The organism is Sodalis sp. RH14 (assembly GCF_047324285.1).
Lineage (GTDB): Bacteria > Pseudomonadota > Gammaproteobacteria > Enterobacterales > Enterobacteriaceae > Acerihabitans.
The window spans coordinates 1728148-1739701 of record NZ_CP178739.1; the positions used below are offsets into that span (position 1 = coordinate 1728148).

Consider the following 11554-nt stretch of genomic DNA (forward strand, 5'->3'; position numbering starts at 1 on the left):
GCCATGCCTGGTTTAGAAGTAACAAAATCCCGGCGTGCGAAACGAGAAAGCCATCACACATTGCCGTCCTTGACGATTTTTTGCTATCGGCCATGCCCGCGCCGCCGGCGAACCGAACGGTCAGGCCCGGCGCAGCTCCGCGGCGTAGCGGCGGAAGATAAACAGGCACCATGCCAGGGACACGATAGCCAGCAGGGCGCCGAGATAGCCGATATACGCCAGATCCGCGCGCAGGATAAACTGGTTGCCCAACAGCGCGCCGGCGCCGATGCCCAGATTGAAGATGCCCGAGAACAACGACATGGCCACATCGGTGGCGTCCGGGGCCAGCGCCAGTACCTTCACCTGCATGCTCAGGCCGATGGCCATAAACGCCATGCCCCAAATCACGCTCAGGCCGGCAAAACTGATTTTATACCCGGCGGCGGGCTGCAGAACCAGCAGGCAGACGACCACCAGCACGATAGACGTGACCAGCAGGGCGGTGGGATATTTATTGCTGCATACGCCGAACACCACGCTGCCGATAATGCCCGAACCGCCGAAAATCAACAGCAGTAAGGTGGTGTAATCATCGCCCAGCGCCGCCGCATGGCGGATAAACGGCTCGATATAGCTGTAGACGGTGTAATGCGAGGTGACGATCAGCACCGCCAGCAGGTAAAGCGACATCAGCGCCGGGCGTTTTAGCAGCATGGGCACGCTTTTCAGCGAACCGGAGTGCTCGCTGGGCAGCTTGGGCAGCAGTTTGATAATAAAGACCAGGGTCGCCAGGGCGAAAATGCCAATCACCAGGAAGGTGATGCGCCAGCCCAGCAACTGGCCGACAATGCGGCCCAGCGGCAGTCCCAGCACCATGGCAAGGGCGGTGCCGGTGGACAGCATGCTCAGCGCCTGGGTTTTTTTACCCATCGGCGCGACGCGGATCGCAAGCGATGCCGTAATAGACCAGAATACCGCATGCGCCAGGGCGATGCCGATTCTGGATAGCACCAGTACCGTGAAGTTCCAGGCCACGAACGAGAGGATATGGCTGGCGATAAACAGGGCAAAGATCATCACCAGCAGGCCGCGCCGCTCAATATGGCTGGTCAGCAGCATAAAGGGCAGCGACATCAGCGCCACCACCCAGGCGTAGATGGTCAGCATCAGCCCGACCTGGGCGGTCTCCATCTGAAAACTCTGGGCGATATCGGTCAGCAGGCCGACCGGCACGAACTCGGACGTGTTGAAAATAAAGGCGGCAAACGCGAGGGTAATGACTCTTAGCCAGGCGGTCGAACGGGAAACATCTGGAGTATTCATTGAAATCAGCAGGCTATTTTTTACGATCGATTGGTTAACGTTCAATCAAGGTTAGACGAGGTCCGGCGGTTCTATCTGCAAGACGACGTGCTGGCGCGGTAATGATAATAAAATGAACGGCTGCCAAATGCCTAACGTTAGTTGCCGCCAGGCCGAAAAAGTCTTTTTTACGCTTTCAATTCATTAACCATTCAATTACAGAAAGTTAATCTATCCTCTTCGGCCGCGCCGCGCGCCATTTGTCCTGACGGGAGTGGATATGATCTTGCGAAAATACATCATGACCTTTTGCGCCGCCGCGCTCTGCGTCGCCGGCACGCTGATCCCGCCGGCCATCGGCGCGGATTTGCTGGCGCGCGTTAAAGCGGAAAAAGTCCTGACCGTGGCCACCGAGGCCCGCTACGCGCCTTTCGAAATGGTGCGCGACGGCAACATTATCGGCTTCGACGTGGATCTGATGCATCATATCCTGCAAAAACATTTGCCGGGCGTGCGCGTCAGGCAACTGGATTTGCCCTTTCAGGGCATCCTGCCCGGGCTGGATGCCAAAAAATTCGATTTCATGATCACGGCGATGATGGTGGACCGGCCGCGGATGGCGCGTTTCGCGTTTACCGTGCCGGTGGGCGAATCCACGGTGGCGCTGCTAAAGCGCGAAAACGACGCCGCGCTGACGACGCTTGCGGATCTGAACGGTAAGGTGGTGGGCACCGTGGCCGGCTCGAGCCACCTGCGGGTGCTGCAGGCGGTCGACCAGCGGCTGCGGGAACAGGGCATGACGGGCGTTAAAGAGATCAGGCAATACATCGCCTTTGACGAGGCCTATGCCGACCTGGCCAATCAACGTCTTGATGGCGTGGCGCAATCCCTTGCCAATCTCGGGCCGCTTATCAAGAGCCGCCCCGGCGTGTTCGCCGTCATGCGGCCGATGCTGGGGCCCACCACCTATTTCGCCTGGGCGGGACGCAAGGACGCCGACAGCGCCAGCCTGGTGAAACTGTTTAGCGACGGCATCGCCGAGGCCAACCGCGACGGTACCCTCAAGCACCTGCAGCTGAAATGGTTCGGCGTGGAAACGCCGCTGCCGCACGATAAAATGCCGGTACCCGATGTGTGACAAGGCGCGCGGTATGGACGACTTAACCGAGTTTTGCCACCTGCTCGCCTCCTGGCTGCCGATGCTTGCCGGCGGGGCGGCAACCACTGCCTCCCTCAGCGCTGCCGCCATGCTATGCGGCTTTTTCGCCGGCACCGGCATTTATTGTTTGCAGCGCGCGCGTCGGCCTGCTTGCCGCGGCCTGGCCCGCGCTTATGTCAGCGTGTTTCGCAGTACGCCGGTGCTGGTCCTGGTGCTGCTGTGCTATTACCTGCCCGGCGAACTGGGCGTTGAGGCCGGCGCCTGGGCCGCCGCCGCCGTGGCGCTCACCCTTAACAGCGCGGCCTATCAAGCGCAAATCCTGCGCGGCGGTTTTGCGGCCGTTCCCGCCGGGCAACAGGATGCCGCCCTGGCCTGCGGCCTGGGACCCTGGCAGGCGTTCTGGCATATTCGCCTGCCGCAGGCGCTGCGGCCGACGCTGCCGGCGTTTATTTCGGAGATGATTGATGTGATCAAAGCGTCGGCGGTGGTCTCGGTCATCGCCATCACCGATGTTATGCGGGTCGGGCAGCAACTGGCGTCCGCAAGCTACCGGATGCTGCCGGCCTATCTCGCCGTCGCCCTGGTCTACCTGGTGATGACCAGCCTGCTGGCCCTGGCGGGCCGCCATCTGGAACAGCGCTGGCGCAAGGAGCCTTCGTGAGCGATATCCTGCTGTACCTGCCTGATTTTGCGCAGGCCATGGCCATGACCCTGGCCCTCAGCCTGAGCGCGGCGACGGCCGGCGCCCTGGGCGGTTTTACGCTGCAGGCGCTGTGCAGCCGCTGCCGGCTGCTGTACCCGCCGTGGCGCGTTTATGTGTGGCTGATACGCGGCACGCCCTTTGTGGCCCAGCTATCGGTGATCTATTTTGGCCTGCCGGCGCTGGGGGTGATGCTCGGCGCGCTGCCCGCCGCCATTCTTTCGCTGACGCTCTACAGCGCCGCCTATTTCGGCGAAATTTTCCGTGGCGCCTGGTTAAGCATCGGCCGCGGGCAACTGGACGCCGCCCGGGCCCACGCCATCTCCCCATGGCAAAGTTTCTGGCATATCGAGACCCCGCAGGCGCTGCGTTTCAGCCTGCCGCTGCTGTGCAACCAGGTGATTTTAACCGTGAAGGAAAGCGCGGTGGCATCGATTATCACCCTGCCCGAGCTGACCATGGCCGCCGGACGCATTGCCGCCAGCACCTATAGCTATTTTTTGCCCTATGCCCTGCTTATCGCCGGTTACTGGCTGCTGGCGCAGGGGATAAGCCTGGCCGTCGGCTGGCTTGGCCGCCACTTATTTTCCGGAGGATACCCCTATGACCGGGCAACCCATCCTTGAACTGCGCGGCGTCGGCAAGTCTTTCGGCGCCCGGAGGATACTGAACGATATCACGCTGCAGGTGCGCGCCGGTGAGGTGATAACCCTGATCGGGCCGTCGGGATCGGGCAAGACCACCGCGCTGCGCTGCATGAACTTCCTGGAGGCCTATGACCGGGGGGAAATTTTGATCAAAGGCCGCCTGCTGGGCTATCGCGGCCCGGGCCGGGCGGCAGGGGATCGGGACGGCGCCGCGGGTATCGCGCGGGTGCGGCGTCCGTTGGCCATGGTGTTCCAGCAATTCAACCTGTGGCCGCATATGACGGCGCTGGAGAATGTCGCCGCGCCGCTGATCCTGGGAAAAAGGCGGCCGCGCGCCGAGGCGCGCCGCGCCGCCGCCGCCGCGCTGGCGCAGGTAGGCATGGCGGAGCATGCCGGCGCCTGGCCGGCCCGGCTGTCGGGCGGCCAGCAGCAGCGTGTCGGCATCGCCCGCGCGCTGGCGCTGGAACCCGAGCTGCTGCTGCTGGATGAGCCCACCTCCGCCCTGGACCCGGAGCGGGTGGAGGAAGTGCTGGAGGTTATCGGCGGGCTGGCGCGCCAGGGCATCACCATGATCATGGCGACCCATGAAATGTCCTTTGCCGCCCAGGTATCCACCCGGGTGGTGTTTATGGCCGAAGGCGCCATCGTGGAAAGCGGCGAGCCGGGGCGGTTGTTCCGCCACCCGGCGACCGGGCGCCTGACATCGTTCCTGGCGCCCTGGCTGCGGCGCCCGCTGCAATTTGGCGGCCCCGAAGACGCAGAACCTAGGGCGCCGCGCGGGTGACGCGGTTTTTTTTTACCGCGGCCCGCTTTAGGGCGGAGCAAATCACGGTAACATAGTGGCGCGGCCTGACGGCGACGCCGGATAAAAGGAGGTTTATGCGCCGCAGGAAGGTATATTGGCACGGTATGCGTGAATGATAGCGACGAGGGTTTATGGATTATCCGCTGACCAGCAACACCCAGCAACTGAAGCTGATTAACGTTGCCCATGTCATTGAAACGATGAAAGCGCTTCGGCGCGGCACCAAAGCGACCGTGGCCCAGGCGACGGGCCTGAGCTTGGCGACCTGCGGGACGATATTGAACAGCTTATGCGCCAGCGGTGAAATATTGCACGAGGCGCTTGAGGCGTCCAGCGGCGGACGACCTGCGCAGCGTTTTATCTATAATGAGCATTTTTTTTATGTGTTCAGCCTCGCGGTGGCGGGGGAGCATGGTCATTACGTCTACGGCTATACGCTGACCACGGCTATCGGCACCCTTGTCGCCGGCGGCCGTGAAACGCTGCCCAGCGCCGATACCGCCAGCGTTATCGCCTTTATCCACGGCAAAACGGCGCAATACAACGTGCGCGCCATAGGTATCGGCCTGCCCGGCGTGATAGTGGACGGGCGGGTGCTGACCTGCGATATCCCCGCCTTCGAGGACGTGGCGCTGCGCGATATCCTGGCGGCCAGGTTCGCCGCCTTTATCCGCATCGGCAACGATATGAATTTTACCGCCTACGGTTTTTATAAAAACCGGCGCCTGAGCAAAGACCAGCCCCTCGCGTACCTGATGTTTCCGGAAAAACACTGCCCCGGCTGCGGCATTATCGTCGGCGGCAAGGCGCTCGAAGGCGCCACGCAGTTTGCCGGCGAAATTGCCCATTTGCCCTGCCTCAACCGCCCCGGCGCCGGGCGGGCACTGGCGCGCACCGTGGCCGATACGGTTATTTCACTGATTTCCATTATTAACCCCGGCACCATCGCCGTGACCGGCGCGGGACTCGGGCCGCAGATGACGGCCGATATTTTTCGCCTGTGCCAGAAAACCATCCCCAGGCAGCATGTGCCGGACATCATCTACCGCGAAAGCATGGATGACGACTATCTCCGGGGCATCGCCGAAATGACCCTGGGAAGCGCCAATTACCAGCGACTGTTCGGCGCAAGCCGGCGATAGGTCATCCACCAACGCTCGATAAGGGGATAATACGGATCGTGCCGGGCGTCAGGCTGATCCGGGGCGTATTGCCAGGGTTTGTCCAAGATAAAATGCAGGTTTTTGACCTGCGGCATCCGCCACATGGCCGCGTGGTGAACCGATAGCGTTTTCAGGGCGTTATAGCCGTACGGCAGCGCCAGCCAGCGGCCCTGGAAATACGCGTTGAGCAAATCCTGCTCGGGAAAGGGATACGCGGCGAGATCGGTAATGGCGGCCACCTGGCCGGCCAGTTCGTCATAGGTTTTTTCCCCAGGCGTCAATACGATAATACCCGAATTAAAATACGGCGAAAAATCAGCGGGCAGCGCGGCGGGGTTGGCGCTGTAGGTATAATAACAGTTTGCGGGTACCCAGCTTTTGGGATAGGTGGCAATATGGTTGGGATTGCAGCGGCAGGCGTGGCAGGCGGCGATCCCGCCCGCCGGCAGGGGGATATCGAACAGCTCGTCCATGTTTTTCAGCGCCAGCATATCGGCGTCGAGCAGCACCAGCCGGCTGAACCCGGTCAGGCGCCAGGCGCACAGCTTGCTCCATACCTCGGCGAAACGGGCGTAGGCGTAGCCGCCGGCCACCCCGTCCCGCGGGCGGAGCGGGGTAACGGCGCGCACATCGCAGCCCTCGGCCGCCAGGTCGTCACGGATCTGTTGGCCAATCCCGGCGGTCACCATGACCACCAGCGGATAACGCGTATGCGTGTCCTGTAATGATTGATGCAGCGTCCTGACCCCGGCCAGGTAAGCGGGATCGGTCAATAAGGTTATCCAGGCTTTCATCGTCGTTCCTCGGGCCATATCACGCGGTCATGACGTGAAGAGATCCGCGATAAGCGCGTTAGTGAATTTTCCGTGCGGATCGAGGGCGGCTTTCACCTGGCGGAACTGTTCCCAGCGCGGATAGCGCTCGCGCCACTGATAAAGGGCGGGATGGTAATATTTTCCCCAATGCGGCCGTCCCCCTTCGTTTGCCAGCAATTTCTCCACTTCATTGAGAAAATGCACGCCGTCCCGCGACAGGGTGCCGTCCTCGGCGTAATACACCACAAAACCAAAAAAGCAGGTGGCTTCGCCATGTGCGGGACTGAGCCATGCGCTCGAGGGACCGGTACAGCGCAGGATCACCGGGTAATGCATATGGGGGTGCGTTTGCCGGTACCAGCGTTTTATCTTCTGGATCACCTCGCCCGCGCGGCGAAACGGGATGCCGATTTCAATATTGATTTGCGGTGTAGCGATACCGCGACAAAACAGCTGGTAGACGTCGCCGGTAATGTCGGAAAAATCCTTGAAACGCGCCACGGTTTTAAACGGCGTGCCGTCCCGGCCGCGGATTTTGGTATCGGTACGCATATGGCCCAGCGTGCGCTCCACCGTGGCGTTCATCGATTGATCGCCGGCGGAGAGCGACAGGGTGCGGCAGCCGTTTTCCCGGTAGCGTTTTCCCTCGGCGTCATTGGCCTCGCGGGCGGACCAGACGTGGACTTTGTCCTCCTCGGGAAACCACCACGCCTTGCTGAGCGGATAGCCTTCATTCCAATCGTACAGCAGGGATTCAAGCTCGCCGGCGCCGCAGGCGCTTTTGAAACAGGTGAACAGCGTCGCCGGTATCGTGCGCAGCGTGACTTCGGTCACCACGCCCAGGGCGCCAAGCGCCAGTTGCGCGGCGCCGAAATAAGGGTGATCGCGATCAAAGCCGGCGATGCTGCCGTCGGCCAGCACCATGCGGATATGCAGCGCCTCATCGGCGATGGAGCTTTGCCCCAGTCCTTGCCCATGGGTGCCGGTGGCCATGGCGCCGGCCAGGGTTTGCAGGGCAATAACGCCGGGGGAGGAGGGCAGCATGCGGCCCATCGCCGTCAGGGTTTGATAAACCTGCTGCAGCGTGGTGGCCGCGGCGAAAGTGACCGTATCCGCGGTCGAGTGGATAAGCCCCTGCATTTGGCCGGCATCCAGCAGCATATCCTGCGGCCCGTCGGCGCGCAGCAGGCTGCCGGTGGACAGCCGGCTGCCCATGATCCTGATTTTACCGCGCGCATCGGCGACCAGCGTCTGCAGTTCCGCTTCGCTCCCCGGCCGGCGTACGTTCGCGCGCGGGCCTAGCGTGGCGTTTTGCGCCCAGTTCCAGACCTGCCGATCGCTCGCTACCGGTTGAGTGTGTCTTGGGGGAAATTGTTCTTCGGCGTAGTCCAACATTGCACTCCTTTTGCAATAAAAATCTATTTCATTATTCAGTGTAGCCCAGACCCTCTGGCCCGGCTTGCGCCGGCGTTATTCCAGGCGGATCAGCGGCGCGCCGAACTGGATGCTGCGCTCGGTGGGCAGTCCGTCGAATTTAATGGAATAGGCGCTTTCATACCCGTCCACCGCGATGACAGTGCCGCAGCCAAAGACGCCATGGGACACCCGATCACCCGCCCGAAAGCGGGACGCGCCGGCGGCGGGCAACGCCGCGTCCGCGGTCATCACATTGTGTCCGCCGCTCATCAGCGCCTGATCCAGCGGAACATCAAACGCCACGTTCTCGCTGCCGGCATCAAAGATAAACCGCGACGGATATTTGAAAATACCGTCATTGGCCACCCCTTCCGAGTCGCTCAGATACAGCCCGTCCATGGCGCGGGTCATGGCGACATAGGCCAGGCGGCGCTCCTCCTCCATCTCTTGCGCGGAGCTTATCTTGCGCCCGGGAAATACCCCTTCGTTCAGGCCGCAGACAAACACATACGGGAATTCCATACCCTTGGCGCCGTGAATGGTCATCAGCTTTACCGTGTCGGTCTTGCTTTCATTATCCAGACTGGTAAACAGCGCAATCCGCGCCAGGAAGTCCTCGAGCGTCGCCTCTTCGTCTTCGCCTGCGGCCTGCACCGCGCGTTTAAGCTCCGCCACGTTATCCAGCCGCTCCTGATCGCCCTGCAGGCGCAGGAAAGCCTCATAGCCGCTCAGATCCAGCAGCGTCTGCAGGGTATTGTCCAGCGACCACCCCGCGCGCTGCGCCCGTACCTGTTCGATGGCGGCCACATATTGCCTGACCCCGGTGCCCGTCAACAGCGCCGCGTCCAGGTTTTCCTTCAGCGCCTGGTACAGGGACAGGCTGCGGGCCTCGGCATAGGCGGCCAGCGTCTCCAGTCGTTTTTTACCGAATTTGCGCGCCGGCACGTTTACGGTGCGCAGAAAGGCCACGTCGTCGCCGGCGGTCACCATACGCAGATAGCAGATCACATCCTTGATTTCACGCCGGCCATAAAACTCGATACCGCTGAATATTTTGTAGGGCAGGCCGCGGTCGATAAACCGTTCCTCCAGGGCGCGCGTCAGGTAATGGGCGCGGTACAGAACGGCGATATGATTTGGCGGCACGCCGGTATTGCGCAGCCGGGTAATTTCGCCGGCGATCCATTCCGCTTCCAGCTTATCGCTTTTGGCGTGAAAATAGCGCGGCCGCCAGCCGCCGGGCTTCACCGCGTGCAGCGTCTTGGGAAACCTGACCTCATTCTTTTCAATCAGGCAGTTGGAGGCGGCCAGGATTTCCGGGGTGGAGCGATAGTTGGTGCCGAGCGCGATGGTTTCCGCCCCCGGATACGCCTTGTCGAAATCCAGGAACAGGCGCAGATGGGAACCGCGCCAGGAATAGATGGTCTGGTCGGGATCGCCGACGATAAACAGGTTGCCGTGCCTGCCCGCCAGCAGCCTGGCCAGCTTGTACTGCCGTTTACTGACATCCTGGAACTCGTCCACCATGACGTACTGCATCCGGTTTTGCCATTTTTGCCGCACGGCGGGAAATGTCTCCAGGATCCAGGTGGCGAAATTAATCAGATCGTTAAAATCGCAACCAAAGCATTTCTTCTGCTCATACAGGTAGCGCAGGAAGATTTCCTCGTCGCGATCCCGGGCATCGGCAAAGCGCGCCTTCAGCTGTTCGTTGTCGAGCTGATAAATATCGTCGATATAGGTGGTGGCATACAGTTTTTTGGCTTCCAGCACCTCGTCCAGGGTGCGTTTCACGGTGGTGTCGCGCAGCGTCAGTCCCATATCGGCGAAAATCTTCAGCAGGATCTGCTTCAGGTCTTCCATGTCGAGGATAATAAAGTTGCGCGGATAGTTGAGCAGATGGATATCTTCTTTCAGCAACTGTACGCAGAAGGCGTGGAAGGTGCAGATAGTGCCGAGATCCCGATCGCCCAGCACGGCGCGCACCCGCCGCTTCATCTCATTGGCCGCCCGGTTGGTGAAGGTCACGCACATGATATTCCTGGGCGCGATGCCAAGCGTCGAGACCAGGTAGCAGTAACGTTCCGTCAGGGTGCGGGTTTTGCCGGTGCCGGCGCCGGCGATGACCCGCAACGCGCCTTCGGTGGTGACCACCGCCTGGCGCTGTTCTGGATTCAGGGTAGCGAGGGCGCCGGCCACGGACGGCGCGTCGCCGGCGTCAGAGTTTGGAGACAAAATCACGGCGTTCCTCACCGGTATAGACCTGGCGCGGCCGGCAGGTTTTCAGCGGTTGGCTGTGCATTTCATTCCAATGGGCAATCCAGCCGGTGGTGCGTCCTACGGCGGTAATCACCGTAAACATGGACGACGGCAGCCCCATGGCCTTGAGGATCAGGGCGGTGTAGAAATCCGCGCTGGGGTAAAGTTTGTTTTCCAGGAAAAAGGCATCGGTCAGCGCGATGTGCTCCAGCTCCATGGCCACCTGCAGCAGGTTGTCCTCCATGCCCAGCGCATTGAGCACTTCATGGCAGGTTTTGCGCAGGATGGCGGCCCGGGGATCGAAATGGTGATAGATGGAATTGCCGAAGCCCATCAGGCGAAAGGAGTCGTGGCGATCTTTCGCCCGGTTGACAAACGCCGGGATGCGGTCGACGGTGCTTATCTCCTCGAGCATGCGCATACAGGCTTCGTTCGCGCCGCCGTGCAGCGGTCCCCACATGGACGCCAGGGCCGCGGCGATGCAGGCGAAAGGATTGGCGCCGGAGGATCCCGCCGTTCTGACCGTGGTGGTGGACGGGCACTGGCCATGGTCGGCATGCAAAATCAGGATGCGGTTCATGGCCCGCTCAAGCACGGGATTCACCTCGTACTTTTCCGCCGGGATGGCGAACAGCATATGCAGGAAGTTACCGGTGTACGACAGCGCGTTGCGCGGATAGACCGACGGCTGCTCAATGGAATATTTATAACACATGGCCGCCACGGTGGGCATTTTCGACAGCAGCCGCAGCGCCGCCAGTTCCCGGTCCTCGGGCTTGCCCACATCCAGCGCATCGTGATAGAACGCCGCCAGCGCGCCCACCACCGCGCACATCAGCGCCATGGGATGCGAATCGCGGCGAAAGCCGCTCAGCATACGGGTCATCTGCTGATGAATCATGGTATGGCGCGTGATGGACTCGGTAAAGCGGTCATATTCGTCCCTGGACGGCGCCTGGCCGTGCAGCAGGATATAACAGACCTCGGGAAACGTGCAGTGCTCGGCCAACTGGTCGACCGGAAAACCCCGGTGCAGCAGGATGCTGTTGCGCGCATCGATATAGGTGATGGCCGACTCGCAGCCGGCGGTATTCACGAAACCCGGGTCGTAGGTGTAGAGATCTTCCTGGCGAAACGGGCTGATATCCAGGGCCGCGGGGCCATACGAACCGGCATTGAAATCCAGTTCGATGGAACGTTGCGCGTCAAGCGCGAGGGTGGCTTTGTTCTCGGTCATGTTTAAATCTCCAGCCTGGATCTAATGGAAAAAAATAAATGCGATGCGCGCCCGTATACCAGCAGGGTC

Annotated in this window: 10 protein-coding genes; 5 read left to right on the plus strand and 5 right to left on the minus strand. The window is 61.3% G+C overall.

The features are described 5' to 3' along the window. Window positions 1-120: 120 nt before the first annotated feature. The gene (locus tag ACL2XQ_RS07750) at window positions 121-1305 is read right to left on the minus strand and encodes a sugar transporter (protein WP_410015681.1); all 1185 of its coding nucleotides are present in this window, start codon (window positions 1303-1305) and stop codon (window positions 121-123) included. A 259-nt stretch (window positions 1306-1564) separates the two neighbouring features. Between ACL2XQ_RS07750 and ACL2XQ_RS07755 the strand changes: the two genes are divergently transcribed. The 5 genes from ACL2XQ_RS07755 (at window position 1565) to ACL2XQ_RS07775 (ending at window position 5737) form a co-directional block, all read left to right on the plus strand. Then, on the plus strand, window positions 1565-2422 hold the full coding sequence (locus tag ACL2XQ_RS07755) for a transporter substrate-binding domain-containing protein (RefSeq protein ID WP_410015680.1): 858 nt from the start codon (window positions 1565-1567) through the stop codon (window positions 2420-2422). A 13-nt stretch (window positions 2423-2435) separates the two neighbouring features. Next, entirely contained in the window at window positions 2436-3104 is a 669-nt protein-coding gene (locus tag ACL2XQ_RS07760) for an amino acid ABC transporter permease (protein ID WP_413728650.1), read from the plus strand. Continuing rightward, window positions 3101-3769 carry an amino acid ABC transporter permease gene (locus ACL2XQ_RS07765; protein ID WP_413722471.1) on the plus strand — a complete coding sequence of 223 codons (669 nt, stop codon included), beginning with the start codon at window positions 3101-3103 and terminating at the stop codon, window positions 3767-3769. The genes ACL2XQ_RS07760 and ACL2XQ_RS07765 overlap by 4 nt, the downstream gene beginning before the upstream one ends. Next, window positions 3747-4574 (plus strand): amino acid ABC transporter ATP-binding protein, encoded by an 828-nt coding sequence (locus ACL2XQ_RS07770; protein ID WP_413740208.1) that lies wholly within the window; start codon window positions 3747-3749, stop codon window positions 4572-4574. The genes ACL2XQ_RS07765 and ACL2XQ_RS07770 overlap by 23 nt, the downstream gene beginning before the upstream one ends. Window positions 4575-4726: 152 nt before the next feature. Next, window positions 4727-5737 carry an ROK family protein gene (locus tag ACL2XQ_RS07775; RefSeq protein WP_413740209.1) on the plus strand — a complete coding sequence of 337 codons (1011 nt, stop codon included), beginning with the start codon at window positions 4727-4729 and terminating at the stop codon, window positions 5735-5737. On the opposite strand, the gene ACL2XQ_RS07780 is transcribed toward ACL2XQ_RS07775, so the two are convergent. The 4 genes from ACL2XQ_RS07780 to ACL2XQ_RS07795 all read right to left on the minus strand — a co-directional run bounded on the left by ACL2XQ_RS07780 (window position 5704) and on the right by ACL2XQ_RS07795 (window position 11485). Further along, a complete protein-coding gene (locus tag ACL2XQ_RS07780) occupies window positions 5704-6552 on the minus strand; it encodes a glycosyltransferase family 8 protein (protein WP_413730665.1) in 849 nt (282 codons plus the stop codon). The genes ACL2XQ_RS07775 and ACL2XQ_RS07780 overlap by 34 nt on opposite strands. Window positions 6553-6579: 27 nt before the next feature. Then, window positions 6580-7968 (minus strand): D-arabinono-1,4-lactone oxidase, encoded by a 1389-nt coding sequence (locus ACL2XQ_RS07785; protein ID WP_410015674.1) that lies wholly within the window; start codon window positions 7966-7968, stop codon window positions 6580-6582. Between the two features lie 75 nt (window positions 7969-8043). Beyond that, window positions 8044-10224 (minus strand): ATP-dependent helicase, encoded by a 2181-nt coding sequence (locus ACL2XQ_RS07790; RefSeq protein WP_413740210.1) that lies wholly within the window; start codon window positions 10222-10224, stop codon window positions 8044-8046. Then, window positions 10208-11485, minus strand: coding sequence for a citrate synthase (locus ACL2XQ_RS07795; RefSeq protein ID WP_410015672.1), 1278 nt, complete (start codon window positions 11483-11485; stop codon window positions 10208-10210). The genes ACL2XQ_RS07790 and ACL2XQ_RS07795 overlap by 17 nt, the downstream gene beginning before the upstream one ends. Between the last annotated feature and the right edge of the window lie 69 nt (window positions 11486-11554).